Genomic DNA, 18,485 nt, shown 5'->3' with positions numbered 1-18,485 from the left:
GAAATAGGGGTAAGGAACTACGGCGCCCAAGCGCGAGGATTACCCCCAAAGGCAAAGCGAGCAAGAGGGTGAGGCTGGTAATTAATAAGGTGAACAGCAAGCCCCCCCAATCACTTGGTCGCACCCCAGGCAATCCCAAGCCTCCGGCGATTAACCACAAACCGAACAGGTAAGCAACACCCCAGATCAAGGCCCACCAATCACCAAAACGCTTGCTTGAGGCTTGGCTAAACCGATGGCTAAATGCCAGCCGCCCAAGCAACAAAAGCAACAGTAAAAACAGCAAGCGCATTTGGTTTATGGCCCCAAATGCCAGCAGGGGCGGCACCCCTACCGCCAGTGCCACCAACAAACCAGCTGCGATCCGATCATTGAGGGGCCAGCCGCTGGCGCCCCGCAGTCGCCCCCAACTAAGGCCAGCCAAACTTGTGAGCATGCCCAAAAGCAACCAGAGGCGCCATTCCTGCGCCTCTGGATAGCGCCCGATGGTGAGAGCAGCGGCATTGGCGCGCACCACTAACCACTGGGCACTATTAATTGCCCAATTCAGCACACCCCAGCCGGCCCACGAAAGCAAAGTGAGCAAACCAACGGTGATGATGCCATCGGTGGGCGTTGCAAATAATTGACGCCTCAATGTTAAAGGTAGCCGCTTCATCTTTCCTGCAACCTCACTAAACGATCAATGGCATTCATCACAACTGAAATCACTAAATCAAGCATTAAATAAATCAGCAATAACAACAGAAAAACCTCGATGCCGCGGCCCGTTTGATTCAAGGTCGTTTCAGCAACGGCATAAAGATCTGGATAGCCAATCGCAACAGCCAATGATGAATTTTTGGCCAGTGAAATATATTGACTATTAAGCCCCGGAACTATTACCCGCAAGGCCTGGGGAAGCACCACAAGGCGCAAAATTTGCAAAGGCTTTAAACCCAAGGATTTCGCGGCCTCCCATTGCCCAAGGGGCACGGAGGCAATTCCACCCCGCACCACCTCTGCAATAAATGCAGCGGAATAAATAACAAGGCCCGTTAACAGAGCGGCCAGCTCCAAAGAAAGCCTCAGACCCCCCACTAATTCCCCGTTAACTAAATCTGCACCAAATAGATAAATTCCGCTCTTAGCAAGCTGCAGACCTGGTAATTGCAGGGCTTGATCTGCAGAAGGCAAGTTAAGAAAAACGGCAAAGTACCAAAATACTAATTGCAATAACAAGGGAATATTGCGAACCAATTCCACGTAAACTCTGGTAACACCGCGTAGTAACGGGTTGCCACTAAAGCTGGCGGCACCAACAGCCACACCTAGGGCAGTGGCAAGTACTAAACCGGAAAGTACCACCCGTAAAGTATTAACAAAACCCGCCAACAAAGCGCGGCCATAGCTATCGCTTGCCCGATAGGGCAAAAGGGTTTCAGCAATATCAAAACCAGCTGGTTGATTCAACCAGCCAAGGGTTAACCGCAGGCCAGAACGGGCGAGATTACGTTCTAAATTGCCTAGTAATAAAGCAATCACTAGCAATAAAAACAATCCAGCAGCAAGCTGGATCAACCACCCCAGCTTGCGATTATCACGCCACCATGGCACCGGCATTAAAGGAAAACTCACCAGTAACTCAACGGAAGGGTGGTGAATAGATCAGACCACCATTTTTATAGGAATTATTCAAACCCCGCTCCAACTTAAGCCGTGAAGCTTTACCTACATTGCGTTCATAAATCTCACCATAATTACCAACACTGGCGATCACCCTTGGCACAAAATCTGCGCTTAGCCCCAACTGTTCGCCCAGGTCGCCCTCCACACCAAGAAAACGCCGCAGATCAGCCTGATTCGGATTGGCCTTAGCAAAGGCTAACTTCTGCTTGAGATTATTTGAATCAATACCTGATTCCTCCGCCTGGATAGTGGCAAAAATCACCCAGCGCAGTGCATCACTGAGGCCGGAATCGTTATTTACAGTTACAGGGCCCAAAGGTTCCTTACTAAGTACATCAGGAAGCAATGTATGGGCAGCAGGATCGGGGAAGCTTGTTTTTTTCGCGGCTAATTGAGAGCGATCACTTGTTACCGCAGCGCATCTACCTTGGAGATAAGCACCGTAGGTTTGATCACCGGTTTGATATTTAACTGGTGTATATGGCGCGCCAAGCTCCCGAAAGCGATCGGCCAAATTCAATTCAGTAGTGGTGCCATTTTCAACGCAAATTGTTTTGCCAGCCAAATCCTTAAGGTTTGTTATGCCACTGGCTAATGGCACCATCACCCCCTGGCCATCAAAAAATATTGTGGGTGCAAATTCGAGGCCATTTCCGCCTTTGGCATCCCTGCTAAGGGTGCGGGTGGTATTACGTGACAACACATCAACCTCTCCACTGGCAAGGGCTGTAAAGCGCTCGCTGGAAGTTAATTCTCGATACTCAACTTTATTGGGATCATTAAATAATGCAGCTGCAAGTGCCCGGCATACATCAACATCAACTCCCGCATACTTACCAGCATTATCCTGATAACTAAACCCCGGCAGCTTGCCATCAACCCCGCAGGTGAGGCTGCCTCGCGCTTTGATTACATCTAACCTTCCATTTCCGGAAGTTTCAGCACCACCACATCCAGTAACAATCAAGACTAGGCCAATCAGCAGAAATGCAACTGGGGTTTTATGGCTGTTAGGAATGGGATTTTCGCAATCCATGCTGTTTTCGCAATCCACGCTTCTTTTGTAATCCACGCTTTTAAAAAATTATTCCAAACGTTAGGCGCCCCTCATCCCTATGGCTGTTCAAATTCTTGATATTGCGCCAATGCGGTTGCTGGTTCAGCAGGGGCACAGCCGGCCTTACGCCTGGCGCTTAGATCAACTGCAACGCTTAAGAAAATTGCTGTTGGCAATTGAAAAGCCTTTGCTAGCAGCTCTTGCCGCTGATTTAGGCAAGCCTGCCCTGGAAGGTTACGTAGAGATTTCCGGGGTTAGGGCTGAACTCAACCTGGCCCAACGCCAACTGCGTAATTGGATGGCACCTAAACCGGTGGCTGTGCCCTACGTGCATCTACCAGCTCAAGCTTGGTTGCAACCGGAGCCTTTGGGTTGCGTATTGGTGCTTGGCCCCTGGAATTACCCGTTCATGCTGTTGTTTAAACCTCTAGTGGCAGCTCTAGCCGCTGGAAATACAGCGGTGCTTAAGCCCTCAGAGCAAACGGCTCAGGTGGCGGCGCTATTAGCAGAAGCAGTGGCAAATCACTTTGATCCCAGCGTAGTTGCCCTGGTGCAAGGGGGGGCAAGCACCGCTCAGGAGTTATTGCAACTGCCTTTTGATCATATTTTTTTTACTGGTGGAGCCAAGATCGGGCGCCAGGTGATGCTTGCAGCCGCAGAGCAATTGATTCCAGTAACCCTGGAACTTGGCGGCAAAAATCCCTGCATCGTTTTAGATGATGCAAATCTTGAAATAACTGCTCGGCGCATCGCTTGGGGGAAATTTTTTAATGCCGGGCAAACCTGCGTAGCTCCCGATTACGTGCTCGCCACAGCAGGGATAAGAAAACCACTGGAAGAGGCAATAAAAGCTGAAGTGGAATCATTTTTTGGTTCAAATCCAAGCCTTTCAGCCAGCTACGGAAGATTGGTGAATCAGGCTCAATTCGATCGCCTTGAGGCACTGCTAGAGGGGACTCAATTGCTCAGCGGTGGGCAAAGGGATCGCAAAACTCTTTATTTCGCCCCCACCCTTGTTTCAGCCGAATTCAGCCAGCCAATAATGCAGGAAGAAATCTTTGGCCCGCTGCTGCCATTGCTAGAGGTGGCTGATCTTGCCTCTGCTATCGCCTTGGTGAACGAAAGAGAACATCCTCTTGCGATCTATCTGTTCAGCCAAAACCGCAAATCCCAGGAGCTGTTACTAAACAGCAGCCAATCGGGCGGCGTAGTTCTCAATGATGTGGTGCTGCAAGCATTTATTGCCACCCTCCCATTTGGCGGAGTGGGCGCAAGCGGCATGGGCCGCGGCCACGGGCGCCATGGTTTTGAAACTTTTTCAAACCTGCGTTCAACTTTAAAACGCGGCTTTCAGCTTGATCTGCCCTTTCGTTATCCCCCTTACGGCAATCGCCTCAGCTGGCTGCGTCGCTTTCTGGATTAAGTAAGCGCAAGGGGGACTGGCGCATCTCGCCAACTTGATTAAGGTGCGTCCATTGATCTTTATTTGGCTATGAGAGCTCCACTATTGGCTTTGCTGCTGCTGGTTGCCGCTTTGCCTTTACGGGCAGAAAACTCGGTTCATGTAGTGCAACCAAAGCAAACTCTTACTGCTATTGCCCGTATCTACGGGATTCCGGTGGCAAACCTAATCAGACTTAATGGGATTGAAGATCCAAATAAAGTAAAAATTGGCACCTCCTTAAAACTGCCTGCAGGCCTTAAAGCAGTTGCCGCCACTCCAATTACAACTTCAACACCAGTAGCAACCAAAACAACTCCCACAAAAACAACTAAACCAGCTGGTCCATTGTTGTTAGCTAAAAAATCAACTAATCCTGATTGGCGCTACTACGGCCCTTTGCAAGTTGATTGGAGCAACTGGCGCACCATGGCCGGCAGCCTAGTAGCCCCCAGCATCAATAAAGAAGGCCAGCCCCTTTATGTAGCAGTTAATTGTGGTGCCAAAAAACTCAACGTAACCGGTCCGGCAGGAGCTTGGAAAGCTTGGGAAATCCCATCCCAGGAATTTGAAAAAGACCTAGTTGCATCGGTATGCCGTGATAAGTCACTGCAAAGAGGTTGATCCCATAAATCTGCTGGCGCTTGCGGCCAGCGCAGGGGACGCGGCTGCCGCAGAAACCTCTCACCAGCTTCGCTAAGCCAGAGCCTTTTGCCGCAATCGTTATCAGCTACCAACTCAGCTTCCACCAGGCGCCTGAGGCGCCAACGCCATAGGGGCGCCGGCTCTTCTGCAGATGCCAGATCAGCTCCTAAAGCGGCACTATCCAAACCTTTTGGTGCTGCAGCTAATGCTTTCAGCAATGGAATTGCATCTGAACTGCCATCAATCAAGGAAACCGGCCGACGGCATCGATCGCACTGGCCGCAAGGGGCAGTTAACTCCCCCACTGCAGCCAATAGGGCCTGCTGGCGGCATTGAGCTCCTTCAGCCACCGATTCCATCAAACGCAATTGCTGGTGGGATAACCGATTACGCAGCTTGCTGTCGGGATCTTTTGCAGCATTAATCGCCCAAGCGAGGCCACTGCGGTCGCCATCGCGAAACAGCACCACCACCTCAGCCGGTTTGCCATCACGGCCCGCCCGCCCTGATTCCTGCAAATAACCCTCAGGGCTTGAAGGCAGCTCCAGATGCAACACCAATCCCACATCAGGCCTATCAACACCCATGCCAAAGGCCACAGTGGCCACCAGCACAGGTTGTGGCTCCTGTTGAAACTGTTGTAAGGCGAGCAGCCTGCTTTCTGGATCCATGCCAGCGTGATAAGCAAGCACCGGCAAATTATGTTTACGCAATAGGTTTGCCCAGCGTTCAACCCCCCGACGGGTTCGGGTGTAAATCAACACTGCCCCACGGGCTGCTTGAGCCTTTTCCAATACTAGCTCAAGGGGATCCTCTGGTCGCCACAACATTTGATAAACAAGATTGGGACGCCTGGCTGAGCGAACCTGGATTAAGGGGCGCCGTAATTCCAAAAGCCGAATCACATCAGCCCTCACCCTCGCTGGGGCTGTGGCGCTTAAGGCCACCAGCGGCACTCCAGGGCACAGCTGCCGCAATTGGCCAAGCCGTCTGTAGTCGGGTCTGAAATCATGGCCCCAGGCACTGATGCAATGGGCTTCATCTACTGCTATCGCCACCAATTGCCCCTGATCGATTAGCTCCTCAAGTAATCGTCTGCAAGATTCACCTTTTAAACGTTCAGGAGCCAGATAAAGCAGCCTCAGATGGCGCTGTTGCAACTGCTGCTGCAGCTGTTGATGCTCCTCCTGGCTTAGGCCCCCGTGTAAACAAGCGGCAGCTATTCCTCTACGGCGCAGCTGGGCCACCTGGTCTTGCATCAAGGCCACAAGTGGTGAAATCACCACCACTAAGGCTTGGCGCACTAACGCAGGTAATTGATAACAAAGGGATTTTCCCGCTCCAGTTGGCAATACAGCTAAACAATCGCGACCAGAAAGCAAAGCTTCAACCACCTCCCTCTGGCCAGGTCGAAAATCGGTATGTCCAAAGCTGTTGCGTAGGGTTTCAATTAATAGATCCGCACTTGGCGGACTAATAACTAAACCTTCTTTCTTAGATCTGCTCACAGCCAAACCATACCGGCAATAAAACACCAAGCAAGTCTTATTTCATTGTTTTTGATCAGTAATTAGACCTGTGCCCTACATCTGTGCTCTACATCTGTGGAGGTTCCAAATGATCAGCTGCTTCCTCTACCAGTTGCAGCCTCAGTTTTTTTCCACCGGCCAATTCGCCAAGTGATACCCGAAGGTTGCTGCCACTAAGGGTTTCTAAACCCTGCAAGAGGCTGCGCAAATAGGGAGTACTACTGCCGCTTTCCAGCCAGAGCCGTTCATGCAAACCGCCAAGCCGGCGCCAGCTGGTGTGGAGTTTGAGCACCGCTTGCTCCAACTGCTGGGCCTGACCCACTACATCAGCTACTAAGCCGAGCATGTCTAGGCGCTGGGCCTCTTGCATCGCCTTTTCAAGATCGATGGATTCATGTTGCAGAGCCCGCACCGCAAGACCAGCTTCTGCGGCCTTAGTAAGCCAGCGGGCGGTGAGGGTTACGTTTTTGATCTGTTCAATCTCGGGTTCTTCCTGCAACACTCGCCGCAGGTCTTCCTGTTGTAATTCAGGCAAGCGGGCTAATTCCCGTACCAAAGGGGCTACCACTTTGGGGGGCAGCAGATTTTGTTGAGTGCGTTCACGAATGATCTGAGGCAACAGTTCACTGGTGGCAGAGGTGTATTGATCACTAAGGCGTCGCACCTGGGTGCGAGTTATTTGTTGGCCTTCATTGGCAGCCTCGCTGATCAATTGCTGCACCTCAGGGTCTGCTTGGGCGGTTTCAAGAAAAGCGCGTTTGGAAAAGTTATTAACGCTGGATTCCTCGAGCAAACCGCCGCCCACAAGGCTGTCGGCTGATTCCGAGAGCTGAATTAAGCCATAAGCCCTGGTTTTACTGATCTCCTGCTCCCGCAACCACTGCAAAAAGCCAGCACCTCTACCTTCGCCGCCGCGTTTCTCGCGATCTCTAACGGCGCCAAGAATGCGGCCACGCCAAATTTCAGTTTGAAGGTCAAAGCGATCACATAGCTCCCAGGCCTGCTCAAGGCGGGCATGGAATTCAATGCTGCTGAGGTCGTCTTGGCTTGGATCAGGCAGATCTAAGTGGAGCACCGGTGCTTCCATCGATGGGTTTGGTGCCACAACAAATCAAACAAAGGCCGCGACAAATCATGACGGGAGATCGGCAATGGGCTCTGGAGTAGGTAATTTCATTGAGACATCCCTAACACTGGCCCTGCGATGGCAATTTCCCGCGGCGACAAGGTGCGTATCAAGCGGCCTGAGTCTTACTGGTTCAACGAAGAAGGAACTGTTGCTTCCATAGACACCTCAGGCATCCGCTACCCAGTGGTGGTGCGCTTCGAAAAGGTGAACTACAACGGTTTCTCCGGCGTTGATGGCGGCATAAACACAAACAACTTTTCAGAAGCTGAGCTCGATCCTGCCTAAGGCGGGTGCCAGAACTTCCCGAGGTTGAAACTGTCCGCCGCGGCCTTCAGCAGCAGGTGGATGGTTTTGTGGTGCAAAGGGTGTGTGTATTGCGCAGCCGCGCGGTAGCAGCCCCCAAAGGGGACCCAGATGGCTTTGCTGCTGCCCTTAGCGGTTGCCGAATCAACGATTGGCAGCGGCGCGGTAAATATCTGATGGCAAAGCTTTCAAAGGGGGGCAGCCCCGCCGGTGAGTTAGGCGCTCATCTGCGCATGACCGGGCAATTCCAATGGCTAAAAGAAGGGGAAAAACCGCCTTGCGCTCACACAAGGGTGCAGTTTTGGGGTCACCATGGCCCCCACCAAGAAGCGCGCGAGCTGCGCTTTGTGGATCTACGCGCCTTTGGTGAATTGTGGTATGTGCCTTTTGGGGCAGCCACAGAACAAGTAATTACAGGCTTACAACGCCTTGGGCCTGAACCTTTTAATTCCACTTTCAATGCCACCTACTTAAAGCAGCGCTTTAAAGGATCCAGCCGGCCCATCAAAAATGCCTTGCTAGATCAAGCAGTGGTGGCCGGAGTGGGAAATATATACGCCGATGAAAGCCTTTTTTTAGCTGGCATTCAACCTCATAATCCCAGTGGCACGCTTTCTTTAACTCAACTAAAACAATTACATAGCTGCTTGCTAGAGGTGTTGCAGGCAAGTATTGGAGTTGGCGGCACCAGCTTCAGTGATTTTCGCGATCTAAAGGGCAATAACGGCAACTATGGAGGGGCGGCATGGGTGTACAGAAGAGGTGGTGAACCCTGTCGCAAATGTGGAACCCCCCTGCGGCGCGACAAACTGGGGGGCAGAAGCAGTCACTGGTGCCCAACTTGTCAACAATGAAGTATCAGCACTGAAGTGTCAGCACTGAATCCCAAAGAAGCCCTTATCAAAGTGATGGGGGCTATTCACAGCAGAGGCTGGTGTGATGGCACCGGCGGCAATTTTAGTTGCGTAATTCAACGGCAACCACTGCAATTATTGATGGCCCCCAGCGGGGTTGATAAAGGTAATTTATTGGCAACAGATTTGATTTGCGTAGATGAAAATGGCCAAGTGGTTGAAGGCGAAGGTAAAGCCAGCGCAGAAACATTAATGCACTTAGCAATTGTGAAACATTGCGGCGCTGGAGCTGTGCTCCATAGCCATTCGCAAGCTGGCACTTTGTTATCACAATGGGCATTAGCCAAAGGCCAGCTGGAATTAAGCGATTTAGAAATGCTTAAAGGCTTAGAAGGTATCGAGTGCCATAGCAGCAGCGTATTAATTCCAATTTTGGCTAATGATCAAAATCTGGCCCGTTTAAGCGCTGCGGCAATTGCACCACTGGCAACAGCACCTCAAGGAATATTAATTGCCGGCCACGGGCTATATGCCTGGGGGGTGGATTTATTTCATGCCAATCGGCATTTAGAAATCATTGAATTCCTTCTCGAGCAAAAGTGGCGCCAATTAATACTTCAAGGTTTAGGAATAAAAGCATGATTAGATTTGATAATTTAAAAGGTGTGGTTCTAGATATTGAAGGCACCACTTGCCCCCTAGATTTCGTTGTTAATAGTCTCTTTCCCTATGCTCGCCAAGCGCTACCAGGATTTGTTGCGGAGCATCGCCAAGACCCCCAACTCTCAGCTTTGTGGGAGGAGGTGGAACAAGCAATAACAGCAGAAACAGCTAAAGATGCACCTCAGGAAATTGAAGATTATTTGCAGTGGCTAATCGATCAAGACCGTAAATTCACACCCCTTAAAGATCTACAGGGCTTGATCTGGCAGCAGGGCTACAACTCCGGCAGCCTCGTGGCACCTTTATTTGATGATGTGGAGAGTGCTTTAAGAACTTGGCACCAGCAAGGCTTAATACTTGCGGTGTATTCCTCTGGTTCTATCGCAGCGCAACAGCTTTTATATGGCAATAGTATCGCCGGTGATTTGCGAGGTTTATTCACAAGTTGGTTTGATACCCGCCTTGGTTCAAAAGTAAATAGCCAAAGTTATATTGATTTAGCAAAACAACTTGCAATACCAGCAGCAAATCTTCTGTTTATCAGTGATGCCCCTGATGAATTAAAAGCAGCAAAAAATGCTGGCCTCCAAGTATGCGGAAGCCAGCGGCCAGGAAATGTTCAAATAATAAATAAAGACAGCTACGAAATAATAAAGAAATTCAGCGAATTAAAATTAACTAATTCGCTGAATTGATTGGGTGATTAATACTTATTAAAAGCTTAAAACAAGCCTAATGTTAAAGATTTGTCGATTGGCAAACAAGCGCCAATTCCAAGATAGATAGTAAAAAACGTACCGAATAAGAAAGCTGCCATCGCTACAGGGCGGCGGAAAGGATTCTGGAATTTGTTGAAGCTTTCGATAAATGGAACCAACATCAAACCAAGTGGAATCATGGTTTGCAGTGCGATACCAAGCAATTTATTTGGTACAACTCTGAGAATCTGAAAGACTGGATAGAGATACCACTCAGGCAGGATTTCGAGGGGGGTGGCAAATGGATCGGCTTTGTCGCCAAGCATTGCTGGATCAAGCACTGCGAGGGCAACTATGCAGGCGATAGTGCCAAGAATTACAACCGGGAAAATATATAAAAGATCATTTGGCCACGCAGGCTCACCGTAATAGTTGTGGCCCATACCTTTAGCTAATTTTGCCCTCAGCTTTGGATCGCTTAGATCTGGAGCCTTAAGAACGTGCATGGTAAAAATTTGGTGAAGTGGAACTGAACTGCAGAAAGCCTAGGAAATAACTAGCAACTTATAAGGGGCCTGAGATGCCTTGTTTACGAATCATAAGGAAGTGGGAAAGCATAAATACTGCAAGCAACCAAGGCAGCACAAACGTGTGAAGGCTGTAGAAGCGCGTAAGAGTTGACTGCCCCACGCTTTCGCCTCCCCGCAGGAGTTCCACCATGAAATCACCAACCACTGGCACCGCCGCAGGTACTCCGCTCACAATTTTTACAGCCCAGTAACCAACTTGATCCCAAGGCAACGAATAGCCGGTTACACCAAAGGCAACAGTGATCACAGCCATCGTTACACCTGTAACCCAGGTGAGTTCACGAGGGCGCTTAAACCCGCCGGTTAAATAAACTCTGAAAACGTGAAGTATCAACATCAACACCATCATGCTGGCGCTCCAGCGATGAACTGAGCGGATCAACCAACCGAAGCTCACATCAGTCATTAAGTACTGAACGGAGGTATAGGCCTCAACAACCGTTGGCTTGTAATAAAAGGTCATCGCAAATCCAGTGGCAAACTGGATCAGGAAGCACACCAAGGTGATACCACCAAGACAGTAAAAAATGTTTACGTGAGGGGGGACATACTTTGATGTCATGTCGTCAACGATGTCTTGGATCTCCAGACGTTCGTTGAACCAGTCGTAGACGGGGGAAGGATTCGCCATGCAACGAAGGAGAGTTTGCCCATTATCGGGTGTAGGTGAGAGTCTATAGACCGCCTTGATGCTGTTGTGACCTTCTTGCGCCCTCTGCTCCTGCGGTCATTAATACTGCGCTCAGCTTTATGCCTCCTGCTTTGGTTCGGCTGCTGGAATACTGCAACTGAGCCAAGCCAAGCCTTAAGCGATGAACAAGCACTAGTAGTTGATGTGTGGCGCCTGGTGAACGAAGCCTATGTAGACCCGGATTTTCAAGGGGTGCCCTGGCGCAAGTTGCGTCAAAAAGCGTTGGAAAAATCAATCCAATCCCGCGCCGATGCATATAACGCCATCGACGCAATGCTGGCCCCACTGCAAGACCCCTACACCCGTTTGCTGCGCCCGGAGGCATACAGCCAACTGGAAGCAGCAACTAAAGGCAGTGTTAGCGGAGTGGGATTACAACTTGCCTTGCAGCCAGAAACCGCCCAGGTGGTGGTAATTGCTCCAGTTGAGGATTCACCGGCTGCGGATGCCGGCCTCGATGATGGCACCCAAATTGTTTCAATTAATGGTGAAGCAACCACGCTGCTTGGCCTTGAAGGCAGCGCTGCTCTTTTAAGGGGTACCCCAGGCAGCACGGTGCACTTAGAGGTAATTAGCCCCAGCGGTGTAGCTCGCAGCCTTGATTTAGAGCGGCGCCCAGTGGATCTAAGGCCAGTGCGTAGCCGCCGAATTCGCGCCGGCGAACACACTTTGGGTTATTTACGTATTAGTCAGTTCAGCGAAACAGTTCCGGATGCCGTAGCAGAAGCTCTAACGGATCTGCAGGCCAAGGCAATTGAAGGCTTAGTGCTTGATCTGCGCAATAACTCTGGTGGCCTCGTTACCGCAGGGCTGGCGGTGGCAGACGATTTGTTGGCGGGTTCAGTAATTGTGGAAACCCAAGATCGCAATGGCATCAGCGAGAGGCGCCAGGCAAACCCTGACAGCATCTACAACGGCCCAATGGTGACCTTGATCAACGGAGGCACTGCAAGCGCTAGCGAAATCCTGGCCGGCGCCCTGCAAGACGATCAACGCTCCCCACTAATAGGGGCGCAAAGTTTCGGTAAAGGTGAAATCCAAACGATGATGGCCCTTGGTGATGGCAGTGGCCTTGCAATCACCGTGGCTCGTTATCTCACCCCCGATGGCCACCCAATTCAAGGGGTGGGGCTTAGCCCAAACCAGCTGTTATCAACCCCTGAACCCAAAGGCAGCAGCATGGGAAGCGATGAAGATCAATGGCTTCAGGCTGCAACAAGCCAACTGTTGCTTCAGCTCAACTAATGGCAAGACGCACTTATCACGATCCGCTCCACGGCGAAATTGTGCTCGATAGCGCCATACCAGCAGAAGCGATGGCGATGGCCCTCATCGAATCCGCACCCTTCCAGCGCTTGCGTCGAATACGCCAATTAGGGCCTGCTTTTCTTACCTTCCATGGAGCGGAATCAAGCCGTTTCACCCATTCACTTGGGGTATTGCAACTGGCTCGCCGCGCCCTAAAGCATCTTGAGCGCTTAACACCGGAACTTGAACAATATCGAGCCTTGCTTTATGGAGCTGCCCTGCTGCACGACGTGGGCCACGCCCCCCTCAGCCATTCCGGTGAAGAGATGTTTGGGCTGCACCATGAAACCTGGTCTGCCCGGTTAATCCTCGAACAGCAAACCCTGCGAGCACCGCTTGAAAGTTGCGTAGCTGGCAATGCAGAAGCGGTAGCTCAACTTTTAGAAAAAGGAACTGCCCCCCATCCAGCTATTGCGGCCCTTGTTAGCAGCCAACTCGACTGCGATCGCCTCGACTACATCCGCCGTGATAGCTACAGCACCGGCACCGCCTACGGCCAGCTGGATCTCTCACGCCTAATCGGCGCATTAGTTATCGCCCCAGATGGCCAACTAGCAATTCATCCACGCGGCCGCACAGCTGTTGAACATTATTTAGTAGTACGAAGCTTGATGTATGGAAGTGTCTACAATCATCGCATAAATATTGTTTGCAACTGGTTGTTGCAGCAAATTATTGTGCAGGCAAGGCGGCTGAGCCCTACAGAAATTTTCGCTGATTCGATAATGAACAAATGGCTTTGGCATATCGATAGCATTAACAGCGAGGAATATATTGCTAATGATGATTTACGCACTGGATATCATTTAATGCGCTGGCGCGAAGAAGGGCCGGCACCATTGCAAGAACTTTGCCAACGCTTGCTGGAAAGGCGCCTACTACAAGCCACCGATGTGCGCCACCTAACAAATGCAGACCGCTTAGGTGCCCTTGCCCTTGCCCAAAGGCTTGCTACAAAATCGGGCCTGAACCCAGAAATATGTTGCGGCCTTAGAGAAAGACGCAGCACTGGCTATCGCCCCTATGTGGGGGGTTTAAGGCTATGGGATGGCGAACACTTACAGGCACTTGAGCAGGTGTCGCCGTTGGTTAACAGCCTTAGCCATCCCCAGGAATTAGCCTGGGTTTTGCATCCAAGGGAGGTGCGTGCGGAGTTTCGGCGTCAATTACCGGCAGCAAACCCTTTGCCCTGAGCACAGCACTCACATCATCAAAATCAAGCCAGCGGTGATGGGCGATATTGCGCTGCTCCAACCAATGGCAGAGGGGTTCCCGAGCAAACACAAGATCAGCCACCTGGGCCATACCCAGATCTGTGATCGAGTCTCCAATAACCACATTTAAACCTCCGCCATATCTTGAAATCACCTGCTGCTTTGCAACCAATTCATCAGTGCTATAAAACTCGCTATGAAATCTCAGCCCCTCCCTGGGGTGACTCGTTACATGGGCAGCCACCAATTGCAGGAACCGGTGGCGATGGGGGGCCATCACTTTTTCTACAAGCGGCGTAAGCCCAGCAGAAACAAGCACAAACGGAATCTTTGCAGCTTCCAATTCATCAAGAAAAGGTAAAAAACCAGGCCGTGGTTGAAATTGGCCCATGTGGTTCACCATCTGCTCAAGATCATCTGGGGTTAGAGCTGTTGCTAAGAGCTCCATGCCCTGGCGCAAAGTGATTTCAAAGCAAAAAAGTTGCCTTTTTAGAGGAATCCACACCTGCGGGGCCACCGCCATTACCACTGCATCAAAAGTGTCCTCAGGGGTGATGGTGCCATCAAAATCGCAAAAAATAGTGGCAAATGGATTTGCCATAGATCAGAAGCAAGGGGTGGCACTAGCTTGAACTTTGCTGCAACACGCAGATGGTGGCGCGATTGATGGCAGCCAATTTTGAGGGATGGCCCCATAACCTTGAACTGGGTGCCTGGCAGCCTGGTGTATGCCCAAAGGAAAGCGTGCACAACGCCCTTGGCACGAAAATCTCTCCCGGGTTGATAGAACTGCATTGCAATGATTGGCCCCTTGATATTCCATTAATTAAGGCGATCCAACAACGCTTAAATAAGCAGGGCTTGATACTTAAACGCCTAACAACCACAGCTCCCACAACATTAGTGGCAGCAAAATCAATGGGTCTAAATTGTGAGATAGCCAGCGCTGATAGGCCTAATTTTCCTGTTGAAGAAGCAGAGCTAAAAGTGCATCAAGGCACCTTGAGGGCAGGGGATCATCTGGAAGTGGAAGGAAGTGTGTTGGTGCTTGGCGATGTGAATCCAGGCGCCAAAATAACTGCCACGAAACACATACTAATTTGGGGAAGATTGCGGGGAATCGCCCATGCGGGCTGCAGTGGCAATAGAGCCAGCCGAATTATCGCCTTACAATTGCGGCCGTTGCAATTGCGCATTGCTGATGCCGTTGCAAGAGGCCCAGAAGAAATACCAGCAGAGGGATATTGCGAACAGGCTGAATTAATAGATGGAGAAATAAGAATTAAATCAGCTGAACCAACTTTGCCAAGTTAGCGCTGGATAATGCCCAATCCCCCTAACAAACCCGCCACCGCCATAAAATATAAAGGTGATATGCGGCTAAATAACATAAAAGCACATACAATAAATGAAACAATATACGCGGGCCAATGATGATCGGCAGTGCGCAGAACCGTTAGGCCAACAGAAAAAAGTATACCCAAAGTTATGGGGCCTAAGCCACGCTCAAGTGCGACACGCAAAGGGGCATCCTTAAATTTGCTCCAGCTCAAAGCCGCTGCCACCATCAATAAGGTGGACGGCAACAAAACCGCCAGCTCAGCTGCCACACCGGTTGCTAACGCCCACCAAACCCCGTGGGGCCAACCAGCTCCTAAACCAAGCAGGCCAACAATCATGGAACTCGGGCCTGGGGCAGCTTCCGCCAGGGCATAGAGATCAGCAAATTGATTATTAGTAATCCAATGATAGGTATCAACTGATAAATGATGATATTCTTGGAGCAGTGTATTACCACCACCAAGGGAAAAAAGTGATAAACCAAGGAAGGTTTTAATCACCTGCCAAAAAGTATCAAACCCGCTCATGATTTATCAAGAGTTGATCCTTTTGCTCTAGGCCAATAGAGAGCAACCGCAACACTCCCACCCACTAACACAACAGGAATCAATTGGAAATGGGCAACCTGCAACGCTAAAAATGTGAGGAGTGCAAGCAAGATGGCGAGAGGATCTTTCCAGTATTCATGCAAGATTTTAAAACCCATAGAGAGGGCCATCCCAGCTGCTGCTGCAACCACGCCGGTGAGCACATGATCAACAGCTGGAAGGGAATGGCTTTTAAAGTAAAACAAGCCCAACAACATCAACAAACAAAACGGAACTATTAACATTCCTGCAATAGATGCAATCACTCCAGCTAATCCGCGAAACAAAGCTCCTATATAAACAGCCATGTTTATCTGATTTGGCCCAGGAAATAAACGCGCCACAGTAAGGCCCGTAAGAAAAGCCTCATTGTTCATCCAGCGGCGCTGCTCCACAACAATGCGCTGGCTCCAAGCAGATAAGCCACCGCCAAAAGCAGAGAGTGCCACCTGCAACATGCCCACAAAAAGGGCCCTGCGGTTAGGGGGAGAGGCAAGCATCAATCGTGAATGAAATTGGGATCAGGCGCCAATTCGCCCTGCTCATGGGAAGCAGGATCGAGCGGATCTGGAGGGCTGTATTTGCTGGCCTGCTGCCAATCAAAATTAAAAAATTCAACGCAGCGGGCAATCACCTCTGGAGCATCGGTTTCAATACCCAATTCACGCCGAATATCAAAAGCACTACGGTCTATATTCATTGAACCAATCAGAGCGCTTTTAGTATCAATAATAATCATCTTAACATGTAGTTTTAAATGCTTTTGCCGGCGAACTTTTACACCAGCACCTTCCATAATTCTAAGGCTAGAAAATGTATCGTAAATATCCCAATCTGAAATGCCATGCTTGCCACCACATAGAACTCTAACCTTCACACCCGATTTCGAGCAGTGATCAAGCGTTCAAGAATAACTGAATCAACATATTTAGGGTGCTGCACCCAGATACGTTCCTTTGCGGCATCGATCACGCGAGCCATTTGGCCCCGGCTGTGAAAACTACTCCAAACCAAACCTATAGATAAATCAGGAGAGAAGAAACTTCGCTGCCAATCAGCTTCAAAGCCAGCTATAACTTGATCGATCGCAACCTGTGCATAAGTAATAACGCCATAGTCGCGGGTTTCAGTAAAGTATTTATCAGAAAGGTTAAAAGTAGAAATTAAAGCAGCGGTATTGTCAACAACTATTGATTTCTCATGGGTTACAGGGAAAGAATCGCTGGTCCAGGCTACGTGGATGCCGGCAGCCTTTAATCGTTCAAAGGCAGCGTCGTTCCAGCGATCTCCCCCGGAAGTGTGGGGGTTGAGCATTACCCGAACGAGCACGCCGCGGGCCTGAGCTTGCAGCAGTGCTGCTTCAACGGCCTCGGATTCAAGCTTGAACTGCTTAAGCCGCAATTCATGGCGGGCCTGGGCAATGAAATTAAGGACCGCTTCAACCCCGTCATTTGGCATAACCAGGAGGGTTTGCTGATGACCCATGCTTGAAATGCCTGAATTCATCAAACAACCGTTCCGATTTCTGCACCAAGCTTGCACAGGAAAGCCAGGATCGGCTGTATTTTCGCAAGGTGCAATCAAACGGCCTTGAAATGGCTGTTTAAATTTCTTGACCGTTCATTCCCCGCGCACTATTCTTATTTGCTCAGGTAAGGGCGGGGTTGGCAAAACCACCCTCACCGCAAACCTTGGCATTGCCCTAGCCGCCCAGGGCATCAAAACAGCTGTGTTAGATGCAGATTTTGGTTTGCGTAATCTTGATTTATTACTTGGTTTAGAAAATAGAATTGTTTACACCGCCCAAGAGGTTCTGCAGGGCAATTGCCGCCTAGAGCAAGCGATGGTGAAACATAAGCTCGAACCCAATCTCGCCTTGCTTCCTGCTGGTAATCCACGAATGCTTGAATGGTTAAAGCCAGAAGATATGCAAAAAATTGTAGAACTAATAAAACCAACGTTCGACATAATTTTAATTGATGCACCCGCTGGTATTGAGGATGGGTTTAAGAATGCTGCCGCAGCGGCTGAGGAGGCAATTATAGTTACAACACCTGAAGTATCAGCAGTGCGAGATGCAGATAGGGTGATTGGTTTATTAAATACAAGGGGAGTAACCCCAATCCAACTAGTGCTTAATCGGGTAAGGCCAAAAATGATGGCGAATCAAGAGATGCTTGGCGTATCCGATGTTACCGATATTCTCGCACTTCCATTAATCGGCTTAATTTTAGAAGATGAGCAGGTAATAGTTAGCACAAACCGTGGAGAACCATTAACTCTTGGTGCAGGCAAATCACCAGCAGCTATTGCCTATCGCAATATCGCAAAACGTTTGCAAGGTGAAATTATTCCTCTACCTGATCCCAGCCAAATGAATAAAGGATTACGGGCAAAAATGCGGCAACTATTACAAACAAAAATCTTTTAAGGAAATGACAATACTTGATTTGATTGATAAATTGCTTGGCCGGCAGCCCGCGAGCGCAGCCACTGCAAAACAAAGGCTGCAACTTGTTTTAGCCCATGATCGTAGCGATCTAAATCCAGAACTTCTTCAACGAATGCGGAAAGAAATTCTGGAGGTTGTTAGTAGATATGTGGAGCTGGATCTTGATGGTGGTGATGTAACGCTGGAAACAGAGGAGCGCACCACTGCGCTAGTGGCAAACCTACCGATCCGAAGAGTAAAGGAAAGCGCTCTACTGAGCCTTACCAAGAAAGACCCTGAGCTGGAACAGATAGAAAGCGGTGAGATATAATATTT

General features: G+C 49.9%; 21 protein-coding genes and 1 pseudogene. 10 read left to right on the top strand and 12 right to left on the bottom strand.

Going from position 1 to position 18,485, the window contains the following annotated elements; all coding sequences use genetic code 11:
- From AC2JC8_RS07405 to AC2JC8_RS07395, 3 genes and pseudogenes are all read right to left on the bottom strand, one after another.
- Positions 1-658, bottom strand: a pseudogene (locus AC2JC8_RS07405) (amino acid ABC transporter permease); the annotation flags it as partial.
- Positions 655-1,617, bottom strand: a complete 963-nt coding sequence (locus tag AC2JC8_RS07400; RefSeq protein ID WP_484400368.1) for an ABC transporter permease subunit — start codon at positions 1,615-1,617, stop codon at positions 655-657. The pseudogene AC2JC8_RS07405 and the gene AC2JC8_RS07400, both read right to left, overlap by 4 nt.
- A gap of 7 nt (positions 1,618-1,624) precedes the next feature.
- Positions 1,625-2,704: an amino acid ABC transporter substrate-binding protein gene (locus tag AC2JC8_RS07395; RefSeq protein ID WP_484400369.1), complete on the bottom strand. Its 1,080-nt coding sequence runs from the start codon at positions 2,702-2,704 to the stop codon at positions 1,625-1,627.
- A 79-nt stretch (positions 2,705-2,783) separates the two neighbouring features.
- Here AC2JC8_RS07395 and AC2JC8_RS07390 point away from each other — a divergent pair, with 79 nt between their 5' ends.
- Positions 2,784-4,148 (top strand): aldehyde dehydrogenase family protein, encoded by a 1,365-nt coding sequence (locus AC2JC8_RS07390; RefSeq protein WP_484400370.1) that lies wholly within the window; start codon positions 2,784-2,786, stop codon positions 4,146-4,148.
- A gap of 497 nt (positions 4,149-4,645) precedes the next feature.
- Here AC2JC8_RS07390 and AC2JC8_RS07385 read toward each other — a convergent pair whose 3' ends face one another.
- The gene (locus AC2JC8_RS07385; RefSeq protein WP_484400371.1) at positions 4,646-6,319 is read right to left on the bottom strand and encodes a RecQ family ATP-dependent DNA helicase; all 1,674 of its coding nucleotides are present in this window, start codon (positions 6,317-6,319) and stop codon (positions 4,646-4,648) included.
- A gap of 88 nt (positions 6,320-6,407) precedes the next feature.
- Entirely contained in the window at positions 6,408-7,427 is a 1,020-nt protein-coding gene (locus AC2JC8_RS07380) for a hypothetical protein (RefSeq protein WP_484400414.1), read from the bottom strand.
- Between the two features lie 117 nt (positions 7,428-7,544).
- Between AC2JC8_RS07380 and AC2JC8_RS07375 the strand changes: the two genes are divergently transcribed.
- Genes AC2JC8_RS07375 through mtnC form a run of 4 tightly spaced genes read left to right on the top strand, consistent with a single transcriptional unit; the run spans position 7,545 to position 9,984 of the window.
- Entirely contained in the window at positions 7,545-7,754 is a 210-nt protein-coding gene (locus AC2JC8_RS07375; RefSeq protein ID WP_255133409.1) for a photosystem I reaction center subunit IV, read from the top strand.
- A gap of 5 nt (positions 7,755-7,759) precedes the next feature.
- On the top strand, positions 7,760-8,626 hold the full coding sequence (locus tag AC2JC8_RS07370; protein ID WP_484400373.1) for a DNA-formamidopyrimidine glycosylase: 867 nt from the start codon (positions 7,760-7,762) through the stop codon (positions 8,624-8,626).
- A gap of 54 nt (positions 8,627-8,680) precedes the next feature.
- Entirely contained in the window at positions 8,681-9,268 is a 588-nt protein-coding gene (gene mtnB / locus AC2JC8_RS07365; protein WP_484400416.1) for a methylthioribulose 1-phosphate dehydratase, read from the top strand.
- Complete coding sequence (gene mtnC / locus AC2JC8_RS07360) at positions 9,265-9,984, top strand: acireductone synthase (protein ID WP_484400374.1); 720 nt, start codon at positions 9,265-9,267, stop codon at positions 9,982-9,984. Before mtnB ends, mtnC begins: the two co-directional genes overlap by 4 nt.
- Before the next feature lie 26 nt (positions 9,985-10,010).
- Here mtnC and petD read toward each other — a convergent pair whose 3' ends face one another.
- Complete coding sequence (petD, locus tag AC2JC8_RS07355) at positions 10,011-10,493, bottom strand: cytochrome b6-f complex subunit IV (protein WP_484400375.1); 483 nt, start codon at positions 10,491-10,493, stop codon at positions 10,011-10,013.
- A gap of 58 nt (positions 10,494-10,551) precedes the next feature.
- Positions 10,552-11,208, bottom strand: a complete 657-nt coding sequence (gene petB / locus AC2JC8_RS07350) for a cytochrome b6 (RefSeq protein WP_484400376.1) — start codon at positions 11,206-11,208, stop codon at positions 10,552-10,554.
- A gap of 66 nt (positions 11,209-11,274) precedes the next feature.
- Here petB and ctpZ point away from each other — a divergent pair, with 66 nt between their 5' ends.
- Positions 11,275-12,513 carry a carboxyl-terminal processing protease CtpZ gene (ctpZ, locus tag AC2JC8_RS07345; RefSeq protein WP_484400378.1) on the top strand — a complete coding sequence of 413 codons (1,239 nt, stop codon included), beginning with the start codon at positions 11,275-11,277 and terminating at the stop codon, positions 12,511-12,513.
- Entirely contained in the window at positions 12,513-13,769 is a 1,257-nt protein-coding gene (locus AC2JC8_RS07340; RefSeq protein WP_484400379.1) for an HD domain-containing protein, read from the top strand. Before ctpZ ends, AC2JC8_RS07340 begins: the two co-directional genes overlap by 1 nt.
- Here AC2JC8_RS07340 and AC2JC8_RS07335 read toward each other — a convergent pair.
- Positions 13,675-14,391 carry a haloacid dehalogenase-like hydrolase gene (locus AC2JC8_RS07335; RefSeq protein WP_484400380.1) on the bottom strand — a complete coding sequence of 239 codons (717 nt, stop codon included), beginning with the start codon at positions 14,389-14,391 and terminating at the stop codon, positions 13,675-13,677. The genes AC2JC8_RS07340 and AC2JC8_RS07335 overlap by 95 nt on opposite strands.
- Positions 14,392-14,456: 65 nt before the next feature.
- On the opposite strand from AC2JC8_RS07335, the gene AC2JC8_RS07330 reads away from it, so the two are divergent.
- Entirely contained in the window at positions 14,457-15,104 is a 648-nt protein-coding gene (locus tag AC2JC8_RS07330; RefSeq protein ID WP_484400381.1) for a septum site-determining protein MinC, read from the top strand.
- Here AC2JC8_RS07330 and AC2JC8_RS07325 read toward each other — a convergent pair.
- The 4 genes from AC2JC8_RS07325 to AC2JC8_RS07310 are packed head-to-tail and all read right to left on the bottom strand — an operon-like array spanning position 15,101 to position 17,224.
- The gene (locus tag AC2JC8_RS07325; protein ID WP_484400383.1) at positions 15,101-15,658 is read right to left on the bottom strand and encodes a chromate transporter; all 558 of its coding nucleotides are present in this window, start codon (positions 15,656-15,658) and stop codon (positions 15,101-15,103) included. The two genes, AC2JC8_RS07330 and AC2JC8_RS07325, sit on opposite strands and share 4 nt — an antisense overlap.
- Complete coding sequence (locus AC2JC8_RS07320; RefSeq protein ID WP_484594441.1) at positions 15,655-16,218, bottom strand: chromate transporter; 564 nt, start codon at positions 16,216-16,218, stop codon at positions 15,655-15,657. Before AC2JC8_RS07320 ends, AC2JC8_RS07325 begins: the two co-directional genes overlap by 4 nt.
- Entirely contained in the window at positions 16,218-16,595 is a 378-nt protein-coding gene (locus AC2JC8_RS07315) for a phospholipase D-like domain-containing protein (RefSeq protein ID WP_484400385.1), read from the bottom strand. Before AC2JC8_RS07315 ends, AC2JC8_RS07320 begins: the two co-directional genes overlap by 1 nt.
- Positions 16,592-17,224 carry a phospholipase D-like domain-containing protein gene (locus AC2JC8_RS07310; RefSeq protein ID WP_484594440.1) on the bottom strand — a complete coding sequence of 211 codons (633 nt, stop codon included), beginning with the start codon at positions 17,222-17,224 and terminating at the stop codon, positions 16,592-16,594. Before AC2JC8_RS07310 ends, AC2JC8_RS07315 begins: the two co-directional genes overlap by 4 nt.
- A 106-nt stretch (positions 17,225-17,330) precedes the next feature.
- Here AC2JC8_RS07310 and minD point away from each other — a divergent pair, with 106 nt between their 5' ends.
- Together minD and minE are read left to right on the top strand one after the other, a co-directional pair.
- Positions 17,331-18,149 carry a septum site-determining protein MinD gene (minD, locus tag AC2JC8_RS07305; RefSeq protein WP_484594439.1) on the top strand — a complete coding sequence of 273 codons (819 nt, stop codon included), beginning with the start codon at positions 17,331-17,333 and terminating at the stop codon, positions 18,147-18,149.
- Positions 18,150-18,153: 4 nt separating this feature from the next.
- Positions 18,154-18,480 (top strand): cell division topological specificity factor MinE, encoded by a 327-nt coding sequence (gene minE / locus AC2JC8_RS07300; RefSeq protein WP_484400389.1) that lies wholly within the window; start codon positions 18,154-18,156, stop codon positions 18,478-18,480.
- Positions 18,481-18,485 lie beyond the last annotated feature (5 nt).

The sequence above is a fragment of the Synechococcus sp. genome, from assembly GCF_982614295.1.
Note: the sequence above shows the minus strand (reverse complement) of the source record. Positions and strands in the feature narration are given on the sequence as shown.